This is a genomic window from Deltaproteobacteria bacterium PRO3 (assembly GCA_030263375.1).
GTDB lineage: Bacteria > UBA10199 > UBA10199 > DSSB01 > DSSB01 > DSSB01.
The window spans coordinates 1-25125 of sequence record SZOV01000048.1 but is presented as its reverse complement, the minus strand read 5'-3'; the positions used below and the strand labels follow the sequence as shown (position 1 = coordinate 25125).

Annotated in this window: 24 protein-coding genes; 13 read left to right on the top strand and 11 right to left on the bottom strand. The window is 63.1% G+C overall.

Annotated features, from left to right (window positions below; genetic code table 11):
* Both FBR05_08985 and FBR05_08980 read right to left on the bottom strand, forming a co-directional pair.
* Positions 1 to 224: hypothetical protein (locus FBR05_08985; GenBank protein MDL1872328.1), on the bottom strand; the 224-nt coding region annotated here is incomplete at its 3' end.
* Positions 225 to 672: 448 nt separating this feature from the next.
* Entirely contained in the window at positions 673 to 1158 is a 486-nt protein-coding gene (locus tag FBR05_08980; GenBank protein MDL1872327.1) for a hypothetical protein, read from the bottom strand.
* Here FBR05_08980 and FBR05_08975 point away from each other — a divergent pair.
* A complete protein-coding gene (locus FBR05_08975; protein ID MDL1872326.1) occupies positions 1130 to 1624 on the top strand; it encodes a hypothetical protein in 495 nt (164 codons plus the stop codon). The two genes, FBR05_08980 and FBR05_08975, sit on opposite strands and share 29 nt — an antisense overlap.
* Positions 1625 to 1690: 66 nt before the next feature.
* Here FBR05_08975 and FBR05_08970 read toward each other — a convergent pair whose 3' ends face one another.
* Complete coding sequence (locus tag FBR05_08970) at positions 1691 to 3268, bottom strand: hypothetical protein (protein ID MDL1872325.1); 1578 nt, start codon at positions 3266 to 3268, stop codon at positions 1691 to 1693.
* Positions 3269 to 3359: 91 nt separating this feature from the next.
* On the opposite strand from FBR05_08970, the gene FBR05_08965 reads away from it, so the two are divergent.
* Both FBR05_08965 and FBR05_08960 read left to right on the top strand, forming a co-directional pair.
* Entirely contained in the window at positions 3360 to 4142 is a 783-nt protein-coding gene (locus tag FBR05_08965; GenBank protein ID MDL1872324.1) for an SDR family oxidoreductase, read from the top strand.
* 220 nt (positions 4143 to 4362) lie between these two features.
* Positions 4363 to 8394, top strand: coding sequence for a hypothetical protein (locus tag FBR05_08960; GenBank protein ID MDL1872323.1), 4032 nt, complete (start codon positions 4363 to 4365; stop codon positions 8392 to 8394).
* Positions 8395 to 8429: 35 nt separating this feature from the next.
* Here FBR05_08960 and FBR05_08955 read toward each other — a convergent pair whose 3' ends face one another.
* From FBR05_08955 to leuC, 3 genes are read right to left on the bottom strand one after another with little or no spacing between them, the layout of a single operon-like run.
* Positions 8430 to 9419, bottom strand: a complete 990-nt coding sequence (locus FBR05_08955; GenBank protein MDL1872322.1) for an alpha/beta fold hydrolase — start codon at positions 9417 to 9419, stop codon at positions 8430 to 8432.
* Between the two features lie 10 nt (positions 9420 to 9429).
* The gene (leuD, locus tag FBR05_08950; GenBank protein MDL1872321.1) at positions 9430 to 10056 is read right to left on the bottom strand and encodes a 3-isopropylmalate dehydratase small subunit; all 627 of its coding nucleotides are present in this window, start codon (positions 10054 to 10056) and stop codon (positions 9430 to 9432) included.
* Entirely contained in the window at positions 10056 to 11462 is a 1407-nt protein-coding gene (gene leuC / locus FBR05_08945) for a 3-isopropylmalate dehydratase large subunit (protein MDL1872320.1), read from the bottom strand. Before leuC ends, leuD begins: the two co-directional genes overlap by 1 nt.
* A 110-nt stretch (positions 11463 to 11572) precedes the next feature.
* Between leuC and FBR05_08940 the strand changes: the two genes are divergently transcribed.
* The 3 genes from FBR05_08940 to FBR05_08930 all read left to right on the top strand — a co-directional run bounded on the left by FBR05_08940 (position 11573) and on the right by FBR05_08930 (position 14210).
* The gene (locus tag FBR05_08940) at positions 11573 to 11863 is read left to right on the top strand and encodes a hypothetical protein (protein MDL1872319.1); all 291 of its coding nucleotides are present in this window, start codon (positions 11573 to 11575) and stop codon (positions 11861 to 11863) included.
* Between the two features lie 128 nt (positions 11864 to 11991).
* Positions 11992 to 13026 carry a 3-isopropylmalate dehydrogenase gene (gene leuB, locus FBR05_08935; GenBank protein MDL1872318.1) on the top strand — a complete coding sequence of 345 codons (1035 nt, stop codon included), beginning with the start codon at positions 11992 to 11994 and terminating at the stop codon, positions 13024 to 13026.
* A 161-nt stretch (positions 13027 to 13187) separates the two neighbouring features.
* Positions 13188 to 14210, top strand: coding sequence for an aspartate-semialdehyde dehydrogenase (locus FBR05_08930; protein MDL1872317.1), 1023 nt, complete (start codon positions 13188 to 13190; stop codon positions 14208 to 14210).
* 4 nt (positions 14211 to 14214) lie between these two features.
* Here the strand turns inward: FBR05_08930 and FBR05_08925 are convergent, their stop codons facing one another.
* Positions 14215 to 15408 carry an ATP-binding protein gene (locus FBR05_08925; protein MDL1872316.1) on the bottom strand — a complete coding sequence of 398 codons (1194 nt, stop codon included), beginning with the start codon at positions 15406 to 15408 and terminating at the stop codon, positions 14215 to 14217.
* A gap of 255 nt (positions 15409 to 15663) precedes the next feature.
* Between FBR05_08925 and FBR05_08920 the strand changes: the two genes are divergently transcribed.
* The gene (locus FBR05_08920) at positions 15664 to 19212 is read left to right on the top strand and encodes a hypothetical protein (protein MDL1872315.1); all 3549 of its coding nucleotides are present in this window, start codon (positions 15664 to 15666) and stop codon (positions 19210 to 19212) included.
* A gap of 8 nt (positions 19213 to 19220) precedes the next feature.
* On the opposite strand, the gene FBR05_08915 is transcribed toward FBR05_08920, so the two are convergent.
* The 3 genes from FBR05_08915 to FBR05_08905 are packed head-to-tail and all read right to left on the bottom strand — an operon-like array spanning position 19221 to position 22001.
* Complete coding sequence (locus tag FBR05_08915) at positions 19221 to 19973, bottom strand: carotenoid biosynthesis protein (GenBank protein MDL1872314.1); 753 nt, start codon at positions 19971 to 19973, stop codon at positions 19221 to 19223.
* A 36-nt stretch (positions 19974 to 20009) separates the two neighbouring features.
* The gene (locus FBR05_08910; GenBank protein ID MDL1872313.1) at positions 20010 to 21002 is read right to left on the bottom strand and encodes an NAD-dependent epimerase/dehydratase family protein; all 993 of its coding nucleotides are present in this window, start codon (positions 21000 to 21002) and stop codon (positions 20010 to 20012) included.
* A 6-nt stretch (positions 21003 to 21008) separates the two neighbouring features.
* Positions 21009 to 22001, bottom strand: coding sequence for a response regulator (locus tag FBR05_08905; GenBank protein ID MDL1872312.1), 993 nt, complete (start codon positions 21999 to 22001; stop codon positions 21009 to 21011).
* A gap of 108 nt (positions 22002 to 22109) precedes the next feature.
* Here FBR05_08905 and FBR05_08900 point away from each other — a divergent pair, with 108 nt between their 5' ends.
* From FBR05_08900 to FBR05_08885, 4 genes are all read left to right on the top strand, one after another.
* Entirely contained in the window at positions 22110 to 22514 is a 405-nt protein-coding gene (locus FBR05_08900; GenBank protein MDL1872311.1) for a hypothetical protein, read from the top strand.
* A gap of 19 nt (positions 22515 to 22533) precedes the next feature.
* Positions 22534 to 22899, top strand: a complete 366-nt coding sequence (locus FBR05_08895) for a hypothetical protein (protein MDL1872310.1) — start codon at positions 22534 to 22536, stop codon at positions 22897 to 22899.
* A gap of 11 nt (positions 22900 to 22910) precedes the next feature.
* Positions 22911 to 23177 carry a hypothetical protein gene (locus tag FBR05_08890; GenBank protein MDL1872309.1) on the top strand — a complete coding sequence of 89 codons (267 nt, stop codon included), beginning with the start codon at positions 22911 to 22913 and terminating at the stop codon, positions 23175 to 23177.
* 113 nt (positions 23178 to 23290) lie between these two features.
* Entirely contained in the window at positions 23291 to 23899 is a 609-nt protein-coding gene (locus tag FBR05_08885; protein ID MDL1872308.1) for a hypothetical protein, read from the top strand.
* Here FBR05_08885 and FBR05_08880 read toward each other — a convergent pair.
* Positions 23889 to 24143: a hypothetical protein gene (locus tag FBR05_08880; GenBank protein ID MDL1872307.1), complete on the bottom strand. Its 255-nt coding sequence runs from the start codon at positions 24141 to 24143 to the stop codon at positions 23889 to 23891. The two genes, FBR05_08885 and FBR05_08880, sit on opposite strands and share 11 nt — an antisense overlap.
* Positions 24144 to 24236: 93 nt before the next feature.
* Between FBR05_08880 and FBR05_08875 the strand changes: the two genes are divergently transcribed.
* On the top strand, positions 24237 to 24590 hold the full coding sequence (locus FBR05_08875) for a hypothetical protein (protein MDL1872306.1): 354 nt from the start codon (positions 24237 to 24239) through the stop codon (positions 24588 to 24590).
* Between the two features lie 42 nt (positions 24591 to 24632).
* Positions 24633 to 25125, top strand: a 493-nt coding sequence (locus FBR05_08870; protein ID MDL1872305.1) for a hypothetical protein, incomplete at its 3' end; no start/stop codon positions are given.

Below are 25125 nucleotides of genomic sequence, written 5' to 3'. Positions count from 1 at the left end.
AGCACCACCGTGGTCGGCGGCTCCGCCGGACGCTCGCCCAGGCCGAACCAGGAGAGAAACTCGCCGATCGTCTTGCGCCCGGTCAGGATGTCCTCTTCCAAAGCCCGCGCCACCGCCTCGCGCTCGGAGAGCCGGCTGCGGTAGGCCGTGATCTCGGCCCCCGTGACCCGGCCGCGCTGGACCGGAGCCTCAGCCAGCACCGCTTTCGCTGGGACAACCCGCATAGTTATTCGGTCGCCCTCGCCTTCGGTTATGGGCGCCACGGTTTCCTCAACGGCAAGGGTTTCGAGCACCACGGATTGCAAGGCCGGCTCGCCGCGGGACTGCGGATTCCCCTCGGCCTCTGGCGCGACCACGTCCTAATGCCGCGGCTCTTCTATGAGTATCAGGGAAACAATTACCTCCGCTTCGGCGACGCCTATCTGAGCCGCGCCCAGGCCCACCGTTTCGGCGTGGAATTGAACTACCTCTACGAGGCCGTTCCGACTTGGCTGCAGGTCGGGGCCGCCTTCAGCTTGGGCGGCGCCGTCTACCGGACGCAGGATGGACTACTGCAAGGGTTGATCTTTAATGACCGGAACCTGCCTCGCCCGGTGGATTCTTCCGGGATCCACGTCTCGGGCGCCGCCTTGCTCTGCACCTTCAACGGACTGGCCTGCCTCAGGCCGGCCCTCAACATGGACCTGGGCATGGGCCTGGGGCTGGAGCCCATGGAGGCCAGGGGTTTTTCCGTCTCTTTGCAAGTCGATGCGATGCGCTTTTTCCATTATCCGACCCCGAAGACGGTGCGGAAGCGCTACGGGAAAGCCCAGGACGCGAGTTCCCGGATATAAGCTTTACCCTTTGCGGGGGATCGGTATAATTATTCAAGGGGGAGATGATGAGCTTCTCGTTGCGGAGAGCCAGTTTCATTCTCGTCTTGACGCTTTGCGCCGGCACCTTGCACGCGCAGCAGGCCAACCCCAATCCCAACCCACAAAATCCCCCGGAAAAATCCTCCAATAATCGCCCAAAGGGATCCGGCGGCTTTTTTGATTTCCTGCGCGGTGATCCGGGGCCTCCAGGCCCCCCGGGACCGCAGGGGCCGATGGGACCGCCCGGACCGCCGGGGGCGGCCGGCGCGGCGGGGGTGGCTGGTAGCGCCGCGGAATTCTCCATCCCTCACACGGGGACGCCCAAGCCGGTCCAATCCAACTACACCTTTGGATGCCCTCAGGGGACCCGGGTCGAGGGCACGGACCGCATCGGTCGCGTGATTTTGCCCGCGGACCAGCCCAAGAGTTCCTGTGGGATCAATTTCGCCAAGGCCTTCGGCAAGGCGCCCGTCTGCGTCGCCAACGTCGCGATGGGTCTGGACGACTACTACGACGCGATCCCGGCGGTCGCCGTCACGACGACGCCGGGTTTGCTCCGCTTCATTTTAGGAAAAGAAGCCCACGACAACTACAGCGAGATGACCTTGAACTACTACTGCTTCGAGGCGCCGGAGCCCAACCTGCTCCAGTATCGGGTGCAAGAATCGGGCAATGTCATCCAATATTTGAACAACGCCCCGGCCACTGAAGAGGGCCCCGTCAAGTCCTTCAGGAATTCTACTTCGATCATTCCCTGGATCACGCGCTGATTTTGGCGCAAAAAAAAGGCCCATTCTGATCGGGAATGGGCCATAGCTTTTTGTCTTCCGGCGGTTTTATCGGCGTCGCAGGGAACGGAGGAAGGCGGCGCAGCCCCCGACGAGGCTCCAGAAGATCCCCATCGCGATCCAGGGCAAGCCGGCCAGGCTCGAGACTCCGGGCCGCAGGCTGCACCCGCCGCTGTCGGCCGATCCCACGGGAAAGCCCGGGGGATTCCCGCTGCCACTGCCGCCGTTGTTGCCGCCGCTGCCGGGTTGATCCTCGGGCGGCGTGATCAGGCCCTTGCCCAATTCCCGCGCGATCGAGGCGTTGCTCGGCGTGAAGAGCTTCACTGAAAACTCCTCCTCGCCCTCGTCGAGCTCGTCGCTCTTGATCGAGACCGCGATGTTTTGCCGCGTGACCCCGGGATCGAAAGTCAGGGTGCCGTTGGCCACCGTGTAGTCGTCGCCGGCGATCGCCGTGCCGGCGGCCGTCGCGTATTTGACCGTGATCGTCTCGTCGCTGGCCTCGGTCAGCTCCGCAACGAAGGTGGCGGTCGCGGTGCCGGAGACGGGCTCGGCGATCGTCACGTCGTTGATCGAGAGGGTCGGGATGGAGCTTAAGACCACGTCGTTGCCGTCGCCGCCTTGGTAGTTGATCTTGAAGCCGACCTCGTCCCGGCCCACGATGCGGAAGGTCTCGTTCTGCGAGAGGTCCTTGAAGGTGCCGGTGACCTGGTCGTTGCCGTCGTTGTCGATGATCTTGTAGTCGTCGCCGGCCCGAATCCCTTCACCCAGCGCCATGCGGAAGATCGACTGGTCGAGGACGACGCTGCCCGTCACCTCGAGGCCGCTGTATTCGGTGCCCGGGATCTCGCCGTTGACCTGGATCACCAGGACGCTGTTCGCGTCGAGGATCAAGTTGCCGGTGGCCAAGAGGGCCGGCTCGTCGTCGCCCGGCGAGAGCTTGCCGCCGGCCTTGATCAGGACCTCGCCGGCGATTTCGCCGTCTCCCTGCAGCTCCGCTCCGTTCTCGACGATCACCGCGCCGCTGCCGGTGCCGGAACCGGCGGCGTTCTTCACGTCGAGGGTTCCGCCGTTGACCGTGGTGCCGCCGCTGTAGAGATTGTCGCCCTGCACGCGCAGGAAGCCGGTGCCGTTTTTCACCAACTCGCCGCTGCCGAGAACGCGGCCGCCCAAGATGGTGTTGCCCAGGCCGCCGACGCTCAGGTCGAAGGTTTTCAGCTCGACGTCGCCGTTGATCGTGAGGAAAGTTCCGGTGTTTTGCACGGTGAAGCTTTGGTTTTGGGTCAGCTCGATGCCGAGGGCCAGGATGTTGGTGCCGCTGGCCTGGCTGGAGAGGATGCCGTTGCTCAATCGGATGTCGTTGCCGCCGATATTATAGTTGGCGGAAGAGAGCTGCAGGGATTGAAAATTGGTCAGATCGGCGAAGTCGTTGACGTTGGTCAGCTTCAAGGCCCCGGGCGGGAACAAGAGTTGGCTGCCCGCGGCCGGCGCGCCGTTGGGGTTCCAGTTATTGGCCGTCGACCAGTTGTTGTTGGCGCCGCCGCCATCCCAGGTGACGGCGAAGAGGGGAGATGAGAATGCCAGGCCGGCGAAGACGCCGAGGCAGGCAAGGGTTTTGAGGCTTTGCATAAGGATCGCTCCTGTGATTTACCCCAATGCCCTGAGGCGGCTGCCTACGAAGTGGGAGAGGCAAAGTCAACGCCGTAATAAGGAGGAGCGCATGAGCTTGGAACTCAAAGGTAAAACCGCATTGATTACAGGGGCTTCACGTGGAATCGGCCGGGCCGTCGCGCTTAAGCTGGCCTCGTTGGGCGCCGACATCGTCGTCCACTACCGGAAAAACGTGGAGGAGGCCGAGGCCCTGGCGGGCGAGCTGAGGGAGCGCTTCGGCGTGAAGGTCGCGAAGGTCGCCGCCGATCTTTCGGACTTGGCCGAGATCCAACGTTTTATCGAGGAGGTGAAGGCTTCCCACTCCCGCCTCGATATCTTCGTCGCCAACGCCGCGGCCACCGCTTTTAAACCCCTCGAGCAGATCCGCGAGCACCACATCGCGAAAACGATGAACATCACGGTGACTACGTTCATCCTCGCGATGAACGCCTTCAAGCCCCTGATGCCGCCGGGCAGCAAGGTCATCACCGTCTCGGGCATCGACACCAAGAAGTACTGCACCAACCACGGGCTGCTCGCCGCCGCAAAATCCGCATTGGAGACCCTGACGCGGTACTACGCCGTCGAGTGGGCCGCGGAACAAATCTTCGTCCACGGGGTGAACCCCGGCCTGGTCGACACCGATTCGCTGAAGGTCTACTTCGGCTCCTCCTACGAGGAGGCGAAGGCCGGGCTTTCCCGGCTCGTCCCCATGGGCAAGCTCATGCCCACCGGAGACGTCGCCGAGCTGGTGGCCTTCCTCTGCTCGCGGGCGGCCGACTGGATGAACGGCGAGACGCTCTACGCCGACGGCGGCGTCGGTTTCATGATGCCGGTGTACTCGGGGAAGTGAATCTTGGGGTGGCCGAGCCTCCCGTCTTCCGGTGAATTGCGGAGCGGAGTCCCCAAAGCCGGGCCTTCACGGATCTCTCCAAGCCCCCGCGAAAATCGGAAATACTCCTTTTCCTCTCCCGGCTTAGCGAGGGGAGCTCGAATTTTTTCCTCCTGTGGCATGGGCATTGCTGCGATTTCGTTTTGGGCCGAAGCCGGCCCGAGACGAAGGGGGGAAGGCCATGGGATGGATCGAGCGCGGCGCGCGCTTCCTTTCAGAGGTCAACCGGGAATTCACGCTCGAGGGAAGGGGGTTGGGAGAGCCCCCGGAGCCGGTCCCTGAAGCCCCTCCCGATCCTTCCTCCCCCGGCCCCGCCACCGCCTTCCGCCTCGCCGCCTCTCCCTTACCCTTCCTCGCCGACACCTGCCGATGCCTAGTTCCAGCCCTGTTTTCCCAACGCGTCTTGAATTTCCTGCATTCCGCCGATTGCCGCAGCGCCGAGCCCCAGCGTTCCGCGGCGGTGCCCGGCTTCGCGGCCTTGGCGGGCATCCAAGCGTCCTACGGATTTCTCTTACAAGAGCTGGAAGCGAATTCCCTCGAGGCGGCCGAGCATCCCTCCGATCTCTTTTTTAATTCCGGAAGGGTGGGGGAGGCCCTCCGGCGCCTGCACGACGCGCGGCTGAACCGATTGCTCGTCAACGGGAACGACCGCGAGGATCCGGAGATCCTCCGGTTGGAGGCGCAGCAGGACCATGCCTTGGAAGACTTGCGCCGCCTGCGCGCCCTTCAGGAAGATCCGCCGCAAGGCGCGGCGGCCTGGGAGGAATATTTCCAGTGGGCTCGAGAGGCGGGCCCGCGTCTCGACGCCGTCTACGGGGAGATCGAGGTCCCGCTTTCGCAAGGCGGCTCCAACCTGGAGGATCTCTTCGCCGAGTCCGCCTACCTCGCGGCCTATGAAGACATCTATCGGGAGATCGCCTCGGCCCCGGCCGACTCCGCTTGTCCCGCCGATCGGCCCGCTCTGCGCGAAGGGCTCTACCGGCTGTGGAATCAGACGCCCGCACCGGATGGCACCTCCTACCTCGCGGGGGCCGGACGTCGCCGCTTGGCGGAGATCCTTTTGGGCGAGGAACGGTTCCCGGAGGCGGAGGAGTGGCGGGAGATTTTTCCCGAAGCCCCCGAGGCCTTTTCCGGCGGGACTCGAGGTGCCCTCGAGGCCTTTCGCTTCCTCAGCCTCCGGCACCTCGGCCAATTGGACGAATGGAATCGGCGCGAACGGGGCCGCGCCCGGACCGAGGCCTTGGAGGCCGGCCACTCCCAGACCGAGCTCGAGTCGGTGGGCCGTTTCTTCGAGGCTGCCGAGCGCGTGGTGACGCATCAGATTCGCGAGCTGCGAGCCTGGGAGATCCCCGCCGACGAGACCCAGGCCTTGGCCGAGTTGTCCGGCCTGCTGGAGGCGATGACCTCGGTGCGGATGCGGACCCGCTATGCCCGCGAACATCTGCCCTTCCTGCACCTGCGCGCCGCGCGCTGGGCCGGCCTGGACGGCGGCGAGACCTGGAGCCGGATGCGCCGCTTGGCCGAGGCCCTGCCCTTGGATTACGAGGGGCTCGGCGCCGCCTACCTCCTACCCTCTCCCACGGAGATCTTGCGGGAAGGTTCCTTCCTGAGCCGGTCGATGCAGTTGAGCCTCGCCCAGCAGTTCACGCGCGACCTGGACGCGGTCCACGGGGTCATCGCGGGGCTGGACCAAGTGGTCGGTCCCAATTTCCTCGATGACGTGATCCTCGGCAACGCGGCGGTGAGCCTGGTGGGTCCGGAGCTGGAGCGCGGCGCCGACGCGGCCTTCCTCGAGGAACTGCTGGGCTTGCGCGGGCGCTATCACCAAGCCCTGGATGAGTTGGCCGCGTTGGGGGAAGCGGAGGACGACGCGGCGGCCTGGGAACGCGGGGCGAGTTTATTCGAGACCCTCGGCGAGCTGCACCAGGCCTCTTTGTTCGGCGACCTCTCCTATCAGCAGACGCGCACCTGGCAGCTGCTGCGCGACCGCGAGACCGTCGAGGCCGGCGTCTTGGACGCGGTGGCCTCCTTCGGCGGGGCCTATCTCGCGAGTTTCTTGACGCGACTGCCGTCCCTCCTGCGGATCGCCCGGGGCATGGGGGACATGCTGCGCGAGACGCGAATCTTTCAAAGCCTCCGGCCCTCATTCCAAAGAAGCCTGCTCAACGGATTTCGTGTCTACGGCGCGGCCGCGCCCGAGGCCTTCTTTCAAAGCGGGCTCTCCACCCTGCTGCGGGGCATGGCGGCCTACGACGCCGCGGCCGACAGGGCCGATCGCGGCTTGGCCGATGCCTTTTTGGAGGGAATGAGCTTCGTCTTTTTTCAACGGCGGCTGCGGCCCTTGTTCAGCCGCCTCACCGCGCCTTGGGCGCGCCTGGAGCGCGCGATCGTCCGGTGGGGAGAAGGCAGGGCCTCGCCGCTGCGTCAGGCGGGGACGTTTTTGGGAAGCGAGGCAAGCCGCCTGGGATTTCACCTGACGCAGCTGGGCACCGAGACCTTGATCTTCAGCCTCTACCGCCTGCGCGACCTGAGCCTGCAATGGCTCGCCGGGATTTCCCCCGATTGGGAGCGGGCCTTTTCCACGGAGGCCTTCGCGGAAGATGCGCTGAACGTGCTCCAGGAATACGTCACCGAGCGGCCGGCGGAACTCTTGGGGCGGCTCAGCGCCCGGGTCGTGGGCGCGCCGGCGGCTCAAGCCCTTGTCGATGAGGTCGCCGTCTCCCGGGCGCTGGTCCGGTCCGAGGAATTTTCGGAATATCCGCCGCCTTGGCGGGTTCAAAGGCTGAGAATCTACCGGGACCAGTTGGCAGATCTCCGGGCCCTGCTGGAAAGCCACGGTCAATCCTTCGAGGACCTCCGGCCGATCGGAAGCGCCGATCCGGACCTGTATCAAGCGCTTCAAGACTTGGATCGGGAGCTGAGCTTAGTGGAGGCCTCGCGCCGCGGCGAGGAGGCCGAGAGCCGGCGCTGGTTGGAGGAGAATTATGTGGGACCTGAGCCGCTTGCCTCGCCGCAGCCTACCACGGGTCCGGAGGCCTCACTCGGCCTCGCGGCGGGGTGGTGGATGCCGGCTCTGGGCGAGACGTCGGAACTTCCGGGTCTCGGCCTCTCGATCTTCGGAGGTCTGATATTGGCAGGCTTCTGGTCGTCCTTGTTTCGAACACGCGTCCCGGCCACGTTTTCGGAGTTGCTGCGCCGTTCGCGCTCTCAGCCCGGCGGCTTGCCCGCCAGGGATCCGTCGTTAGCGACAAATTCCGTCTATCAAATGTCTCCGGAGGAGGTCCTGCGTCGATACCGCACTGCGATTCCCTTGTCGTGGAGGGAGTTTCCATTGGAATCCCGCGTTGATGGTGCCGCGCGTGTTTTTTTCACGGGAAGAATTTTCGGCATAGGCAGCGGCAAGACGGCCTATGAGGCCTTCCGGATCGATGCGGAGGATCGCTATCGGCGGGTCTGCGTCGTCGTCGCGGATCATCGCAGCATCCCCGGAGAGGGCTTTCGGCCTTGGGACCCGAAGGAGGTCGAGCAATATGAAGCCCAAATCCGATGGGTCGCCGAACACGGCCTTGGGAGGGTGGAATACTATGGCACCCTTGCCTTGCCCGGCGGCCACGTCGGCTTCGTGACCAACATAGCGCCGGGCCTGATCGTGAACGAAAAGGAGAACTATTCTCAAATCGGCACTTGGATACGCGAGGAAACCCTGCGCGACTTGGCGACCCTCTTGAGGGATTGGGGCCGGCTTGGCGGCGGTGTTGCGGGGGATTTTCAATTCAACGTCGGGCCGGACGGCTTGGTGTATATGCTGGACTTCGACAACGTCTTCGGACGGGGCACGCCGGGTCAGGCCTGGGAACGAGGCATCGGGTATCTTCGTAGCGCCTGGCTGCAGGCGGGTCGGGCGGAGGGAGAATTTGAAGAAATGCGGAGGCGGGTCGAGGAGGAATTGCCTGTGCGCGACTCTTTTGTCCAGCCGGATATCTTTGAGGTGATGCAGGAGCTGCGCAGAGAGTTTCCACAAGAAGCGGCTTGGCGTTTTCCTACGCCGGAAGAGCAAGCTGAATTTGAAAACGGCTTGGCCCGCGAGGCCCAAGCGGCCTTTCCGGTATTTCAGGAAACTGGAATTTTTATGAGACCTGAAGAGTTGGAAAAGTGGGAGGCTGAGGTTCGGAACTTCTTGATAGAGCGCTTCCGTCGGCGCCTCCGGCCCTAGCGGCCTGCCAAGGGGGCCGTTGGCCAAGGTATGGATCAGGGAATTGGGGTAGCATGGGGCGCAGGCGTCGTGGCTGGCAGACTCTCAGCCGGAAAGGGCGCGGCGAGGAAGTCCAGGATGGCGTTTTTTAAACGCGTCGGCTGATCCCAGACCGGCGCGTGCCCGCTTTTTTCCAGCGCGACCATCGCGGAACCCGGGATCAACCGGTGCAGGCGCTCGCCGACCTCGAAGGGGATGACGCGGTCCTCGCGGCCGTGGATCACGAGGGTGGGCTGTCGCACCTGCCAGACCTTGTTGTCCAAAAGGCGAAGCTTGCTGTTCTCGACGAAGCCCATGAAGACCGCCTCGTACTTGGCCTTGATCCGGGTGGAAGACTTGACGAGTTGGTCGAGGACGAAGCCCGGCAGCGGCGGCGGGTTGTAGAAGAGCAGCTCGAGGAAGCGCTTGGCCTTCTCCCGGTCGGTGAGGGTGAGGCGGGCCAGCTCGGGGATCTCGGTGCGCAGGCCGGCGCTCTCGACCAGGATCAACTTTCCCACCTTTTCGGGGTGCTCCAGCGCGATGATCAGGCTTACCCAGCCGCCGACCGAGAGGCCGACGAAATCCGCCTTCTCGATGTTCAAGGCCTGCATCAGGCCCAGCACCAGGTCGACCTCCGAGTCGACGGAGTAGGTTGCCGGATTCAGGCGCAGGAAGCTCGAGGCCAGCAGATCGGGGGCGATCACGTGGTAGTCCTTGGCCAGGGCCGGCATCAGGCGCATCCAGGTCATCTGCGCGGTGCCGCCGAAGCCGTGCAGCAAGAGGACCTTACGGGGGTTTTCTTTTCCGCCCTCGTAGTAGTTGACGCGGCGCTTGCCGACGCGCGCCTGCTGTTCCTCGATGCCCGCCACGTGCTGCAGCAGGAAATTCACCGTCTTGCGGAAGTGCGGGATAGGGTTGAGCGCCAGATAGATCAGCAGCGCGGCGACGGGCGCCAGGAGCAGGAGGGGGATCCAGAGGCGTTTGCGTTTGTAGACGGGTTTCGGCATTGCCCCACGATCACCAATAAACCTGAGCCTTGTAATTTTTCTCGAAGTCCCCGATCTCCTTCTCGCGCTGCAGGGTCAGGCCGATCTCGTCCAGACCCCGGATCAGGTGGTTCTTCACCGCGGGGTCGATCTCGAAGTGGAAGGAGATCTCCTCCGGCAGGTGGAGGGTGACCCGCTGTTCATCCAGATTGACCGTCGCCTCGAGGCCCTCGTAGCGCTCGACCATCTGGAAGATCTCCTCGACCTCCGCGGCCTTCAGCTCGACGTTGAGCAGGCCGTTCTTCACCGAATTGTTGTGGAAGATGTCCGCGAAGGCCGGCACCTCGCCGACCCGCGGTGCGATGATGGCCTTGATCCCGTACTGGGTGATCGCCCAGACCGCGTGCTCGCGGGAGGAGCCGCAGCCGAAGTTGTTACGCGTCACCAGGATGCTGGCGCCCTGAAATCGGGGCCGGTTGACCTCGAAGTCGGGATTGGGCTTGCCGTCGGGCAGGTAGCGCCAGTCGAAGAAGAGGTTTTCGCCATAACCGGTGCGGCGGATCGACTTGAGGAACTGCTTAGGGATGATCTGATCGGTGTCGACGTTGGCGCGGTCGAGGGTGACGAGTTTTCCGCGGTGCGATGTGAAGGCTTCCATTAGGACCATCTCCTGAGATCGACGAAGTGACCGGCGCAGGCCGCGGCGGCGGCCATCTGGGGGCTGACCAGGTGGGTGCGTCCGCCCTTGCCCTGGCGTCCTTCGAAATTGCGGTTGCTGGTGGAGGCGCAGCGCTGCTGTGGCTTGAGCTGGTCGGGGTTCATCGCCAGGCACATGCTGCAGCCGGACTCGCGCCATTCGGCGCCGGCCTCGAGGAACACTTTGTGCAGCCCCTCGGCCTCGGCCTGCTTCTTGACCTGCTGCGAGCCGGGGACCACCATGGCCTGGACGCCCTGGGCGACCTTGCGGCCCTGGAAGACCTTGGCCGCCGCGCGCAAGTCCTCGATGCGTGAATTGGTGCAGCTGCCGATGAAGACGACGTCGACGGGCACCTGCGCGATCGGCGTGCCGGGTTTCAGCCCCATGTACTCGAGGGCGTGCTCGGCGTCTTTCTTGGAGAGGCCGGGCACCTTGTCGGGCTGGGGGATGAGGCCGTCGGCGTCGATCACCATGCCGGGGCTGGTGCCCCAGGTGATCTGCGGGGCGATCTTGTCGGCGTCGATGACGAGGGTCTTGTCGTAGACCGCGCCTTCGTCGCTGGGCAGGGTCTTCCAGTAGGCGATGGCCGCCTCGAGGTCCTTGCCCTTGGGGGCGAAGGGGCGCTCGACCTTGCGGAAGAAATCGAAGGTTGTCTCGTCGGGGGCGATCATGCCCGCCTTGGCCCCGGCCTCGATTGACATGTTACAGACCGTCATGCGGCCTTCCATGGAGAGGGCTCGGATGGCCTCACCGGTGTATTCGATCACGTGGCCCGTGGCCCCGGCGGTGCCGATCAATCCGATAAACTTGAGAACCAAGTCCTTCGCGGTGACGCCGGGTCCCGGCTTGCCGCGAAATTCGACTTTGAAGGTCTTGGCCGGCTTTTGTCGCAGCGTTTGGGTCGCCAGGACGTGCTCGACCTCGGAGGTGCCGATCCCGAAGGCCAGGGCCCCGAAGGCCCCGTGGGTCGAGGTGTGGCTGTCGCCGCAGACGATGGTGGTGCCGGGGAGGGTAATCCCTAAGTCGGGGCCGATGACGTGGACGATGCCCTGCTGGTCGCTGTTCAGGTCGTAGAGGCGGACGCCGAAGTCCTTGCAGTTTTGGGTGAGGGCCTCGATCTGGGCCCGGGCGATCTCGTCTTTAATGTTGTAGCGGTCGACCGTGGGGACATTGTGGTCCATGGTCGCGAAGGTCAGGTCGGGGCGGCGGACCTTGCGGCCGGTCAGGCGCAGGCCCTCGAAGGCCTGGGGGCTGGTGACCTCGTGGACGAGCTGGCGGTCGATGTAGAGGAGGGCGGTGCCGTCTTCCAGGGTGGAGACGAGGTGTTTTTCCCAGATTTTTTCGAATAGAGTCTTAGGCTTGGACATAGGCTGGAACTACGATAGCGGGGCGCCCAGCGTCAAGAATCGATATTTACCGGAGTTTTCGCATTTTCCGCCTTGAGCCCGAGCCCCGCCTTTGGTATGCGGGGCCGCCTATGGTGCTCTGCCATCACTGCGGAAAGACCAGCGAATCCGGCGATCGCATCGGCCGGAACGAGACCTGTCCGCACTGCGGCGACGACCTGCACGTCTGCTACAACTGCCAGCACTACGACCCGAAGGCCTACAACGAGTGCCAGGAGACGCAGGCGGAGCGGGTCTTGGAGAAGGACAAGGCCAATTTCTGCGACTACTTCGCCCCCAGCGACCGCGCGATGCGGGCGGGGGAAGACAAGAAGAAGGACGATGCGAAGGCGAAGTTGGACGCCTTGTTTAAGAAGCCATAGGTGATGTCTTCGCGGCGGCCGTAGGGGCCGTTCGCGGATGATTTTCAAAGCAACAGGCGCAAAGCCTCAGGAGAACCCAAGTGGCAAAGATTTTAGTCCTCGCCGGCGACGGCATCGGCCCCGAGGTCATGGCCGAGACGGTCAAGATCCTCCAATTCGTCAACGCGCAGGAGAAGCTCGGCCTCGAATTCGAAAACGCCCTGGCCGGCGGCTGCTCCTACGACGCCCACGGCAAGCCCTTGACCGACGACACGCTCAAGCTGGCGAAGGCCGCCGACGCGGTCCTGCTGGGCGCGGTGGGCGGTCCCAAGTGGGAAGACCTGGACTATTCGGTGCGCCCCGAGCGCGCCCTCCTGGCCCTGCGCAGCGAGCTGGGCCTCTTCGCCAACCTGCGCCCCGCCAAGGTCTATCCGGCCTTGGTCGACGCCTCCTCGCTCAAGCGCGAGGTGATCGAGGGCATCGACATCATGGTCCTGCGCGAGTTGACCGGCGACATCTATTTCGGCAAACCCAAGGGCGTCGAGAAGCTGCCCGACGGGCAGGAGCGCGGCGTCAACACGATGGTCTACACGACCCACGAGATCGAGCGCATCGCCAAGCTGGCCTTCGAGATCGCCCGCGGCCGCCAGAAGAAGGTGACCAGCGTCGACAAGGCCAACGTCCTCGAGACCACCGAGCTCTGGCGCAAGATCGTCACCCAGCTGGGCAAGAGCTATCCCGACGTCGAGCTCAAGCACATGTACGTCGACAACTGCGCCATGCAGCTGGTGCGCTACCCCAAGCAGTTCGACGTGATCGTGACGGGGAACCTGTTCGGCGATATCTTAAGCGACGAGGCGGCGATGCTGACCGGTTCGATCGGGATGCTGCCCTCGGCCAGTCTGGCCGCCTCGAAGAAGGGGATGTACGAGCCCATCCACGGCAGCGCCCCCGACATCGCGGGCAAGGGCGTGGCCAACCCCATCGCGACGATCCTGTCGGGCGCGATGATGCTGGACCTGACCTTCGGCAAAAAGGCCCCGGCGCAACGGATCGAGGCCGCGGTCGAGAAGGTATTAGCGACGGGGCTGCGCACCGCCGACATCGCCAAGCCTGGCGAGGCGAAGGCCTCCACGCAGGAGGCCGGCGAGCGGATCTTGGCGGAGTTGAAAAAGAGTTATTAAGAGGCTGTTGAAAAACTATTTTCATTCACGCCGGAATAAATCCGGCTCCATATAACGCCCAAAAATCCTTCGGATTTTCGGGGCCCGCCAATCCGCCTACGGCGGCTTGGCCCAACAACCGGTGGTTTTTCAACAGCCTGGTAATTTTAGGGACGCATCTTATGAAAAAAGAAAAATACAATGTCGCCGTCGTCGGTGCCACCGGCGCGGTGGGCAACGTCATGCTCGAGGTCCTCGAGGAGCGCAACTTCCCCGTCGACAGGCTCAAGCTGCTGGCCAGCGAGCGCAGCGTCGGCACGCGGCTTCGCTTCAAGGGCAAGGAGATCCCCGTCGAAGTCCTCGACGCCAAGGCCTTCGAGGGCGTCGACATCGCGCTTTTCTCGGCGGGCGGGACGATCAGCGAGCGCTTCGCCCCCGTCGCGGCCCAGGCCGGCGCGGTTTGCGTCGACAACACCTCCGCCTTCCGGATGCACCCCGAGGTGCCGTTGGTGGTGCCCGAGGTCAACCCCAAGGCCATCGGCGACTATAAAAAGAAGGGCATCATTGCCAACCCCAACTGCTCGACCATCCAGATGGTCGTGGCGCTCAAGCCGATCCACGATCAGGCCAAGATCCAGCGCATCGTCGTATCGACCTACCAGGCGACCAGCGGCGCCGGGAAGCGGGCGATGGACGAGCTGGCCCAGCAGACCAAGGCCCTGTTCAGCGGCGAGGAGCTGCAGAAGGCGAAGTTTCCGCATCAGATCGCCTTCAACTGCCTGCCGCACATCGACGTCTTCCTCGACAACGGCTACACGAAGGAAGAGATGAAGATGGTCAACGAGACCAAGAAGATCATGGGCGACGACTCCATCCAGGTGACGGCCACCTGCGTGCGCGTGCCGGTCTTCGGCGGCCACAGCGAGAGCGTCAACGTCCAGACCGAGAGGAAGCTCACCGCCCGCGAGGCGAGGGCCCTGCTCGAGAAGGCGCCCGGCGTGATCGTGAAGGACGACGTCGTGCACAACCAATATCCGCTGGCCATCGACTGCGTGAACAAAGACGAGGTCTTCGTCGGTCGCATCCGCGACGACGAGTCGGTCGAGAACGGGCTCAATTTCTGGATCGTGGCCGACAATATCCGCAAGGGCGCGGCGACCAACGCGGTGCAGATCGCGGAGATCTTGATCCGGGATTACCTCTAGTCTTTTAGAGGTCTGCCTTCAAAGATGCCATGTCTTGGTAGGATAATGCGGTGAACGCACCGAAGGACTGCGGCTTTTCTACCTGGCAGATCAGGTAGCCTTTAGTCGTCTTGTATTTCTTTTGAAATGCGATCAATCCCGCGAAATCTTGAGCGGAAGGCCGGTCGGTATGCTTCGCCTCGATCGGGATGAGATCTGATTTCCCTTCGACGACGAGGGCGACTTCCTCTCCCTTCTTCGTTCTCCAATAGTAAAGTTGAGCCCTGGACTTCCAAAGGGCGACGGCCTGCAGAATGATAAAATGTTCGAAGAGAAGGCCGGCCTGCAAAGTTAGTATGCCCGGAGAATGGCCTATTTGTGCGGCGGCGTTGCGCACTCCGATGTCGAAGAAATAGTATTTTGGCGAGCGCAACACGGCGTCCCTTTTTCCCCCGAAGGCGTTGAGCCGATGGACGATCAGCGTGTCCTCCAGGATTTGGAAGTATTCACGAATCGAGGTGTGGCTGATTCCCACCTGGTTGCCCAGCTTGGAGAGGTTGGGAGACCCGCCGGATTCCAGGGCTGCAAGACGCAAAAACTGGGTGAAACGAGGGATATTTCGGACCGTTGCCTCAAGACGAATTTCCTCTTCCAGATAGAGGTGAGTGTAGGCGCTTAATGTCTGTTCTCTCTGTTCTACGCTGTTTTCGGACAATACTCCGGGAAGTCCTCCGAAGCGCAGTAGGTCGCTCAAGGACAATCTGCCTGCCGTCTCCTGCCAGGTGAGAGGGTAGAGATGTTCGAGGCGAACCCGTCCCGGCAGCCAGTTGACTCCCAGTCGCCTCATTTTTCGGGCGGAAGATCCTGTGGCGGTTAGGATGATTTTTTTTTGGTCGATCAAATATTGCAGGACATCCATGACGCCCGGAATTTTTTGGATCTCGTCGATAAAGAGGTACGGCGGCTTGTCCGATTTGAGCGCTTCCACTTCCCTGCGGAGAACTTCAGGATCCCTTTCGATTTGTTCGCGCTGATTGGGGAGCTGGAAATAATAACGAAGCACCGGCCTATCGGACATTGCGGAAAGTATCTGGTGGATAAGAGTGGTTTTGCCGGTCTGCCTGGCGCCAAATAATAAAAAAGAATGTCCCGATGCCAAATGTTGCATCAGGCGCTCCGTTTCGGACCGATGAAATTGGATACTTTCAGAAAAAGTCATTTTTTGAAAGTACTACTTTCAAGTGGAACTATCAATAAATTTCATATAGTTCTATCTGTTTAACCACTGGGGATTCCGCCTTTTGGGCTTTGCGGGAAGGCGAGGGGCTACGGGTCTAGGCCGACCGCAACCAATGTGGTGTTCCGTCGATAATGATACCGTTGGGTGGGGGAGGTGTCCGGAGACCTCCTGTTAGATCGACCCGTGACGCCCCCTGTTTCCTTTAAATTATCCCAAGAAATCATCGATTCTCTCTTGTCGGCCGAACACCGTCCTTTGTTCCAACCCCTCTTGGACTTAAGCGACCCTGCCCGGCAAACGGAGCCGCTCCCCACCCGTCCCAAGGCCCGCGATCCCGAGGCTCGCGCCGAGTGCCTATCCCTCGCGGAGGGCGGGTTCCAATGCACCCTAGTCCTGCCCATCGACGACAATGCCGGCGTCGAGGACGGGCGACTTTATTTACGGGACACCTTTGTCTACGATTCCTCGGGAATGGAGTTGCGCTCCTTTCAGCGAAAATTCTCCGGCAACGGTCGGGGAGGAGAAAACTGGTCCAAGTATCTGCAGGCCTATGCCTCGGTCGGTGAGCGGGAAGCCCTTACCTCGGCGGATCCGCGGGTGAGGGCGCTTGCCGCACGGCTGGCGCCGCTGTTGCCCCGCCCCGTCGCGTATTCGGACGAGGGCCAAGTAAAGACCCTGCCCAAGATTCGCGCCGCCTTCCAGCGCGAGCACGACTATTTGGCCACGCTCACCGCCTTGGCAAGCGAGGCGAAGGCCGGTTTGAAATTCCTCATCAAGGACGAGCGCAATTATTACACCGTCCAGTCCAGGGAGGAGTCGTTCGAGATACTCTTTCAGTGGGCGATGGATTTCGACGCCGAGGCGGAGAACGGAAGAATCCTGGTCCGGGATAAATTCACGCTGGACCCGAGGACCCTACGTTTCCGGAAAATTTCCCGTGAATGGCTTCTCGCTCCGGAGGCAGCGCAGGACGCGGCGTTCTCCAAGCTGCTCAAGACTCTTTCCCGGAGCCACGCGCCTGACGCCGAGGAGGCGGCCAGGTTCATCGAAAATCTCTTGCCGACGATCCTCCCTGAATCCAGCCCGAAAGCCCCCGTCCTGTTCCGCGCCTCGAACAAGCCAGAACTTTCCCGGGCGCGCGCGCGGCTGTTGCGAGAAGGCGGTCCCGAATGGGGCGAGGCCTCCCGACGGGCCTCGTTGGAGGCCTTGGCCGCGTTGGAAGTAGTCGTCCAGGAGCAATTCGCCCGCCGGGGAGACGGCGTCGCGACATGGATCGAGTTTCCCTCCTGGACGACCTCGAACGACATCGCGCAGATTTTCGCGCAGGCCTCGCTCCTCGTTAAGGAACCGAATCTATTTTCGCCGCGGGAGGCCTTCGAGGCCCTTCCTTGGAGTTGGTGGTTGGGTCACTTGAGGGACGCGATTCTTAAAAGTCCCACGCTGGCCGCCTTCGATGAATTGGGCCGGGAGTACGACCATGAGCTCCGGTGGGAGCGCTTGCGCCTCATGGCCAAGGAGGCCCTAGTCGATCCCGCGGGCCTGACGGAATTTCCCGCATGGGTCTCCGCTTCGCAGCGGGATGCCGATCCATCCTTGCCTTCGGAGGTCGTCGCGGACCTGGCCGACATTCAACGCATGGCGCGAGGGGAGGGAGACTTTTCCCAAAAGATCGAGAGGATCCTTCCCAGATTTGCCGGAGAGCTTTCCCGTCCCTCTTCTTTAGCGGCCATGACCCTCGCGCCCTTGGCGGGGGCGGGCGTGGAGCTTGGCTTGTTGAGGGCCCTGCGTCCCCTGGTACGAGGGACCAAGCCCTTGACCCTGGGACTGACCGCGGGCGCCGGCGGCATTGCCGCGGAGGGATTTGCCTTCACCCTCGCTCATCGATCCGTCGAGGCCTTGACTCCTCCGCACCGGGATGTGTGGACCGGATTTTCCGACGAATGGGCATCGTCCGTCGTCCTATTTTCGGCCTTGCGCCTCTCCAATTTTGGCGTCACGACCGCGGCCCTGCGCGCGGCGGAGGGAAAATGGGGATTGGGCGGCAGGGTCGGCGTCGAGGTGTTCCCCGCGGCGGCTGCCTTCACGCCGACGGGCAGGGCCATGGTCGGGGCCTTCGGTTTTCGCGCGGGTGGGGGCGTTCCACGCTTGAACGGACCGGGTGCCTTTCTCCACGGCTTGCTTAGGCCCTCGGCCGGTATCCTCGGCTTCCAGGCGGCCGGTTACCTGAGCCGATGGGCGGGATGGGAGCCGGAATCCGACCTGCGATTCGGCATGCACCTCCTCGATTCGGCGACATTGTACCTTCAGGCCATGATGGGGGCGAATTTGGTCGGGCGTCTGACCGGAGGCCGTCTCCAAGCCGCCTTAGGGGAGATGAAGTGGCGCATGGAAGAGATCCGCCGTCCGACGCCGGAGTTCGTTGATCCCCAGAAGGCGGCCCCCATCGTCGAGGCCGAGGCCTTGCGCCTGATTCGGCTCAATCCCGAGCTGGGCCTTCGCCCGGAAAGCCGCCTCGGCATTCGCCAAGAAATCGCCAGGCGCCTGGCGACGGGGGAGGGGCTGTGGGATTGGGCCGAGGCGTTGCAGGCGGAGCGTCGGCCGATATTCGAGAACGGGAGGATCTCCTTCCTGCCGGCACCGCCGGCCGCCCAAGTCCACCAACCGACGCTGCGTTTGCTGCGGCAGTGGAAGGAGCTGAACGAGGCCGACTTCGAGACGCTTTGGCGGATGCCCAAACGTCAAGTGGCGCATGCCATCCTGGAGCATGACCAGCTAAGACCGATCTTGCAGGTGAAGGCGGGCGCCTATGACTTCTACTTGAGCCGGATCCTCCGGGTGGAAAACAGCGAAGGAGACAAGCGGCTGTACGCCTTGGCCCTGGTGCCGGTGGAGGAGGGCGGTAGGATCATCTTGAAAAGGCGCTTTTTCTATAAATCCAACTCCGACGCGGGCAATTGGCGCGCCTGTCCCTACCAGGCCGAAAACGGCCATTTGAAAAAGGGCGTCGGCGTGCATTACACCCAGGAGACCCAGCCGGTTCCGGAATTGGCCGAGGCACTGATCTACTTAGAGCAGAGAAGTCAAGAGCACTACTCTATGACGAGCGGAGAGCTTTGGCCCTTCATCTCGATCGCCAGTCCCATGGTCGGCCCCGAGGGTCTGCGCACCATGGCGCAGGCCTTCGGTGAGGAGGTGGCCTTTCCCAGGATCGCCGGCATGACGGATATCCAGGAATTGGGCGACACCTTCCGCAGGCCGCGCAACTTGGAGGTGTGGACCAAGGTCCTGAACAGTCACATTCTGCACGAAAAATCCGCGCTGGAGGTCTTGGAGGCCCTTGAGTACCCCCAAGGTTTCGTCCCGGATTTTCGCCGGGAGCCGCGGAGGACTTTTACGCAGCCGGAAAGCCTCCTGGGACCGGTGACCTTTCGCGAATACACCGGCGGCTATGTCTTGGAAAAGGTCACCGGCCGCCACCGCCCCGTCGTTTGGACGATGGGCGAGGACACGGCGGGGCGGGTCTGGGTGCAATCCATCCGCTACGCCGATGCAAGCGTCAATTCTTACGGGGTGTATTCGGAGGTCATCGACTCGGGCCTCCTGACCGCCAAGCCGCTGGAGTACAAGAGCCAAACCACGGCCTTGCCCGAGTCTCATCGGCCTTCTTTTGACGAGCATTACGACGACGTTTCCTCGGCGCTCGCCCTGTTGCGGCCGATTAGGGAGTATCGCCAGGCGAGAGGGCTGGGTGCGGCTCCTGTTGCCGCCGCATCTTCGCAATAGGAGCGGGATTATCTCAGGTCGACCAGGTTGCGGCGCCGGCTCTGCCGGCCGATCAAGGCGAGGAGGAGGCCCCACCCGGCCGAGGCCGCGGCGAGCTTGTATTCCCGCAGGTAGAGCGTGACGCCCAGGTTGAAGAAATAGACGCCGAGGTACAGCCCCACCCCCAGCAGGACCGAATCCGTCTTGCGCGGCACTCCCTCCAGGGAGTCCGTCAGCCGAAAGGCCCCTAGAATCGCGAGCGCTACCAAAAACCACCCCGCGAAATTGCTCATCGGGACGTCGAAGTACCAGCCGGGATTCGGGTAGTAGTAGATGTCGCCCAAGAACCAGCGTGCGCCCAGGTGGGCGACCGGGTCGATGACCACGTCGAGCAGCATGGTCAGGGCCGCGCCGAAGACCACCGTCCCCCAGGAGCGCTGCAACTCTTGAAGCGGCGCGAAGCGGTTCCAGCGGCTGCGCAGGAACAGCGCCATCATGTAGCCGGCGAAGCTCAGGAAGACGTAGGACACCGAGTCCCACACCGGCACCCCGTAGAAGAAGATCTCGCCGGGCATGTTTTCATACTTGTATTTGTAGTCCCCGTAGGGAAATCCGTTGCGGATGGAAGCGGCCTCGGAGGCCCAGGCGATGAAATAACCTAAGACGAGCAGCTTGAGCGTCCGTCGCCACCCCCAGTGATGGGACGCGATGCCCAGGTAGCTGATCAGGAAGGCCACGACGTACCAGCGCTTGACGATCGTATGCAGGACGGATTCCAGCATGCCCGACCCCTAGTCGGTTAGGCCGCCGAGGTAAACTCAAATTTGCTGGAGCTTTTTCAAGGAGGCGATGTGCCGCTTGAGGGCCTCCCAGATATTGCTCTGCGGGAGTCCCAGCTCGCGTCGCGCGAGGCCGGGGTCGAAGAAGAGGGGGCGGGACAGCCGGTCGATGACGGCGTTCGGGATGCCGTCTTTCCTCTGCAAGAGGCCCCGGGCGAGGAGGTTTCCGGCCTTGGCCAAGGCGAGGGGCAGGGCGGTGCCGGGCGCAGCCACGCCGCTGATCCGCTGCAGGTTGCGCAGCAGCTCGAGCATGAAGACGTTCTGGTTGCCGAGGATGTAGCGCCCGCCGACCTGCCCGCGTTTGGCGGCGAGCAGGTGGCCCTTGGCCACGTCGACAACGTCGACGAAGTTGAATCCGGTGTCCAGGTAGAAGTGCGTCTTGCGCCGCAGGTAGCGCAGTAGGTAGCGGCCGAAGGGCGAGGGATCGCGGTCGCGGGTGCCCAGGCAGATCGTCGGATGGACGATGACGACGGGCAGTCCCTGCTGCTTGAGGCGGTTGACCTCGCGCTCGGCGAGGAAGCGGGTCTTTTCGAAGTCGGTTTTCAGGTCTTCCAGCGCCACGCCGTCCGTCTCGCGGATCACCTCTTCGCCGGGGGCGAGGGCCAGGGTCTCCATCCCGGAGGAGTAGATCACCTTTTCGACGCCGTGGTGCAGGGCCGCTTCCATGACGTGCTTGGTGCCCAGGTGGTTGATCGCCTCCATCCGCGCGCGATCGGTGCTCGAAAAAGAGCAGAGGAAGTCGGCGTGGAAGAGCGTCGTGCAGCCCTGTACCGCCTGGAAGACGGCGTTGCGGTCGGTCACGTCCAGCGGGAAGCTCTCGAGGTCGAGACCGTCGATCATCACCTCGCTGTCGTCGCCGGAGATCGTGGTGCCCGGGCGATAGCCGGCGCGCAGCGGCAGGCCCTGCTTGGTCAACTCTTCGACGATGTGGGAGCCGAGGAATCCCCCGGCTCCGGTGACGAGGATTTTCATGAGGGCTTAAACGTTCGCTTCGCTCTTGATGAGTTGGATGAAACTCTTCACCAGCTCGGGATCCCACTGGCCGCTTTCCGACTCGCGCTCGAAGATCTTGATCGCCTCGCCGGGCGGGATGCCCTTGCGGTAGGGGCGGTTGCTGGTCATGGCGTCGTAGGCGTCGGCAATCGAGACGATGCGCGGGCCCAGGGCGAGTTGGGCGCCGCTGACCCCGTCGGGATAGCCGAGGCCGTCGACCCGCTCGTGGTGGTGGCGGATGATCGGCAGGACCGGGGCCAGGCTCTTCAGGGCCTTGCAGATCTCGCAGCCGCGCGCGGGGTGCGAGCGGATGTGGGCCAATTCTTCCTGCGAAAGTTTTTCGGGTTTGTTCAGCACCAGCTCGCGGACGCCGATCTTGCCGACGTCGTGGAGCAGGGCGCCGCGGCGGATCAGCTCTTGGTCGGCCTCGTTGAGGCCGAGGCGTCGCGCCAGCAGGACGGCGTAGCGCGCGACCCGCTCGGAGTGGCCGCGGGTGTAGACGTCCTTCGCTTCGAGCATCTCGGCCAAGGTGAAAATGATCGTCTCGCTGCTGTCGACGTCGTCGTAGAGCTCCTTGAGCTTGAGCAGCGACTTGACCCGCGTGACCAATTCGACCTTGTTGAAGGGCTTCATCAAAAAGTCGTCGGCGCCCATCTCGATGGCCTTCAGCTTGTCTTCGAGCTCTTTCAAGGCCGTGATCACGATCACCGGGATGAACTGGGTCTTCTTGTCGCTCTTGATCTTTTGGCAGACCTCGTAGCCGGAGAGCTTGGGCATCATGAGATCGAGCAGGATCAGGTCGGGCGGGTCCTCCTCGATCTTCTTCAAGGCGGCTTCGCCGTCGTAGGCGGTCATCAGCTGGTAGGGATAGGGCTTCAGCTGGGCGAGGAGCAATTCCACGTTGGTGGGGTTGTCGTCGACGATCAGGACCTTGGGTTTTTTCTGCGGTGCGATGCTGGAGGTGCTAGCCATGGCCATAAACCGAATCCTAACAAAGGACTTCCGTAGCGGTCTAGCGATCTATCACACCGCGGAAAAACAGCCGACCATGGACAAAAACCCCCGCTTTCGCCTATAAGCCTTCCCATGGTTTCCCTCATAAAGAAAGGCCTCTCCCTGGCTGGAGTCCTGGCGGTGGTGGCCTTGGTCCTCAATCTCAATATCGGCGGTCGCCCCTCCCGGGACCTGGCCCTCGAGCTCTGGCAGAGCGAGGGGGTCCAGAAGGTCTACGGCGTGGTCCGGGACCGAGTCCTGGCCCTGATTCGAAAAGACATCTCGGTCGAGGACGTCTTTAAGCCGGAATTGCCGGGCAAAGCCCAGGCCCCTTCGGCCTCCGTCCCGGCCGCCCCCAAGACCTCGGCGGCGGCCCCTTCCGCCAAGGCCGCTCCGGCCCCCAAAGGCCCGGAGGGCGAGCGGGTCATCCACCTTGAGAAGCTCGACGATCAGGACCGGAAGGCCCTCGAGAAAATTTTAGAAAAATCCTCAAATTAAAATGGTTTAGGCGGCAAGCTTGAAGTCATTGTTCAAATATATCGGCGCCGCGGCGGTGGTTCTTTTAGGGGTGGTCTCGGTCAGCTATCTCCAGCACCGCTTCGATCAATCCGACCTCCGGCACGCGGTGGGGGCGGTGCGCTTCGCTCGGCCCCAGGGGCCGCAGGGCGCGACCCTCGAGGAACAGGTGGCCCATAAGTTCCAGACGAGGCCGGAACTGATCTCCTGGGAGCCGCAGCTCGAGTCCAAACTGGAGGGCACCGTCCTGGTGCGGGCCCTGCCCCCGCAGGGCGGCGGAAATTTAATCTGGAAGGTTGACTTGGTCCGCATGAGTGTGGTGCCTATCACCCCGGAGGCCGAGGCCTTCAGCAAAACGAATCCATAGGAGGAGCCGAAATGGCCGAAGCGAAGAAGTGCAAACAGAAGGACTGCAAGCGACCCTATCGCGCGAAGGGCTACTGCAACGTGCATTACAAGCAATGGCGCCAGGGCAAGCTGGGCAAGTCCCGCTACAAGACTTGCAGCCAAGAGAGCTGCAAGAAGCCGATGGGCAAGCGCGGGCTCTGCGACGCGCACTACGAGGCCTGGCTGAAGTCGCGCAAGACCGCGGTGGCGGTGGCCGAGGCGGCCCCGGCGGCGCCCGCCGAGGGCGCGGCCTCCTAAGGCTTTCGATGGCAGGGGGCGGTCCGGCGGGCGACGGCGGCGTTTTGCGGCGCGGTTCGCGGGACCTTTAGGACAGAAGCCGGGCCGTCAGGCCTTGGCCCAAGGATGGCAAGATGCGGAACAAAACTCAAGCCGCCTTGTTGCTCTTCCTCGTCGGCGCCGTCTTCGGGCCGGTCGGGGATTCTTTCCACGTGGTCTCGGGCACCACGGACTATCCTCCCAATCTCTTCCAGCTCTATTTTTGGCGCCTGCCCTGGTGGGTGCCCTTGATCTTCGGCGCCGCCGGGGTCGCGATCGGCATGAGCCACCCGCAGATGGACCGCTGGCTGGGCGCGCCTCCTGATCGGCCCGGCTCGCGGGGGATCGGCGCGGTGATCTTCGGCGTCGCGGCCTTCCTGGGCATCTACGCGATGACGGCCTTCGTGCCGCTGAAGTCCGGCGGGCCGCTCGACGCGCTGATCGCCGCCTCCGCCTTGGCGGTGTGGCTGTTGTTGGACCGCACTTGGCAGGGCGTCCTGCTCGGCATGATGACTGCCGTGGTGGGCACCGTCACCGAGATCCTGCTCGTCCGCGCCGGCGCCTTTTGGTACTTGCCGCCGAAGGACGCGCTCTTCGGGGTCGGTTCTTGGTTGCCCTGGCTCTATTTCTCAGCCTCCGTCGCGGTGGGCAACCTCGGTCGGTTTCTGCAAAACACCTCCGGCGACCGGTCCCTCAAGGATTAAGTTTTTCCGGATTTTCCTCTTCCCATTGCGGCGATTCCGTGGCCTCCGGGTTTTTCGGGAGGTCGTCCCAAACATCCTCGAGCAGGGGCGCTTCCGGCTTCGCCTCGGCCGGATTTTCCACCGTGGGCCGGCTCGATCGCTGCACCTCGGTGAGGATCTTCAATAACAAGGCCTCTTGTTGGGCCGAAAGCCCCACGGGAAAGAGACAGCTCATCGCCAGGACCCAGGACAAAACCTGCCGCATAAAACCCCCCTTTTGTCCGTCGGATCGCGCGGGTAAAATTATAATACTCACGTGGGGTCTACGCTACGGCCTTGCCATTGGATGAGGTCGTCCATGCGGCGCGTATTTTCGCGAATCTTTTCGGTGCTTTTTCTCGGCGGCCTGCTGGCCTTCGCCGGTTGCGGCGAGGTCGATTGGTTTGTCTCCTTCAACGCGGGCTCCTTCGACGAGATCCAACAGGAGGGCCTGGTCGTGATCATCGGGCGGGCGCATTCCGAGCCGCTCCAGGACGTTCGTCTCCTGGAGGGGGAGCTCCCGCCGGGCATGGCACTGCAAGAGGACGGCACGGTCCGCGGCATCCCCGAGGCGGGCGGGGTCTACGATTTCACCCTGCAGCTGACCGAGATGGGAGGGAAGGTTTTGCGGAAGTCTTATTCGGTGGAGCTCGAGGCGCGGTCGGATTTGTAAAATTCCTTTCCCTTTTCAAAAAGGAAAAATGACAATTTTATCATGGTCGCGCCGCGCTTTCGTGCGATTCGGGAGGTGGGGGAGGGCGCCTGGGGGAAGGTGTATTTCGCCGAGACCGCCGAGGGGCCGCGGGCGCTGAAATTCCTCAAACTCGAGGCCGGCGAGGCCGTGCGGCGCCGCTTCGAGGAGGAGGCGAGGATCCTTGCGCGGCTTTCCCATCCCAATCTCGTCAAGATCCACGATTTTTTTCCCGGCCTGGGAGAGTTCGAAAAACTCTGCGACTCGCCGGTCGCCCTGCGCGGCCTGCCGAAGGAGGCCTGCGGCTTCAGCATGGACTGGATCGAGGGCGCGCCGCTGGATCGCCTCCCGGGGCGCCCGGACGCCGCGGCCTGGGTCGACTTGTTGGCGCAGGCGGCCGCGGGGCTGCATTACCTTCATTTTCGCAACATCCTGCACGGGGATCTGAAGCCGGAGAATCTCCTGCGCGACGCCTCGGGTCGTCTCAAGATCCTCGACTTCGGCCTTTCCTGGGAAG

Bases quoted from the DNA above. Each gene is read 5' to 3' on its own strand.
- FBR05_08980 (MDL1872327.1), bottom strand. From the start codon at position 1,158: ATGGAGAATTCCGCGGCGCTACCAGCCACCCCCGCCGCGCCGGCCGCC.
- FBR05_08970 (MDL1872325.1), bottom strand. From the start codon at position 3,268: ATGCAAAGCCTCAAAACCCTTGCCTGCCTCGGCGTCTTCGCCGGCCTG.
- FBR05_08965 (MDL1872324.1), top strand. From the start codon at position 3,360: ATGAGCTTGGAACTCAAAGGTAAAACCGCATTGATTACAGGGGCTTCA.
- FBR05_08960 (MDL1872323.1), top strand. From the start codon at position 4,363: ATGGGATGGATCGAGCGCGGCGCGCGCTTCCTTTCAGAGGTCAACCGG.
- FBR05_08955 (MDL1872322.1), bottom strand. From the start codon at position 9,419: ATGCCGAAACCCGTCTACAAACGCAAACGCCTCTGGATCCCCCTCCTG.
- leuD (MDL1872321.1), bottom strand. From the start codon at position 10,056: ATGGAAGCCTTCACATCGCACCGCGGAAAACTCGTCACCCTCGACCGC.
- leuC (MDL1872320.1), bottom strand. From the start codon at position 11,462: ATGTCCAAGCCTAAGACTCTATTCGAAAAAATCTGGGAAAAACACCTC.
- FBR05_08940 (MDL1872319.1), top strand. From the start codon at position 11,573: ATGGTGCTCTGCCATCACTGCGGAAAGACCAGCGAATCCGGCGATCGC.
- leuB (MDL1872318.1), top strand. From the start codon at position 11,992: ATGGCCGAGACGGTCAAGATCCTCCAATTCGTCAACGCGCAGGAGAAG.
- FBR05_08930 (MDL1872317.1), top strand. From the start codon at position 13,188: ATGAAAAAAGAAAAATACAATGTCGCCGTCGTCGGTGCCACCGGCGCG.
- FBR05_08925 (MDL1872316.1), bottom strand. From the start codon at position 15,408: ATGACTTTTTCTGAAAGTATCCAATTTCATCGGTCCGAAACGGAGCGC.
- FBR05_08915 (MDL1872314.1), bottom strand. From the start codon at position 19,973: ATGCTGGAATCCGTCCTGCATACGATCGTCAAGCGCTGGTACGTCGTG.
- FBR05_08910 (MDL1872313.1), bottom strand. From the start codon at position 21,002: ATGAAAATCCTCGTCACCGGAGCCGGGGGATTCCTCGGCTCCCACATC.
- FBR05_08905 (MDL1872312.1), bottom strand. From the start codon at position 22,001: ATGGCCATGGCTAGCACCTCCAGCATCGCACCGCAGAAAAAACCCAAG.
- FBR05_08900 (MDL1872311.1), top strand. From the start codon at position 22,110: ATGGTTTCCCTCATAAAGAAAGGCCTCTCCCTGGCTGGAGTCCTGGCG.
- FBR05_08890 (MDL1872309.1), top strand. From the start codon at position 22,911: ATGGCCGAAGCGAAGAAGTGCAAACAGAAGGACTGCAAGCGACCCTAT.
- FBR05_08885 (MDL1872308.1), top strand. From the start codon at position 23,291: ATGCGGAACAAAACTCAAGCCGCCTTGTTGCTCTTCCTCGTCGGCGCC.
- FBR05_08880 (MDL1872307.1), bottom strand. From the start codon at position 24,143: ATGCGGCAGGTTTTGTCCTGGGTCCTGGCGATGAGCTGTCTCTTTCCC.
- FBR05_08875 (MDL1872306.1), top strand. From the start codon at position 24,237: ATGCGGCGCGTATTTTCGCGAATCTTTTCGGTGCTTTTTCTCGGCGGC.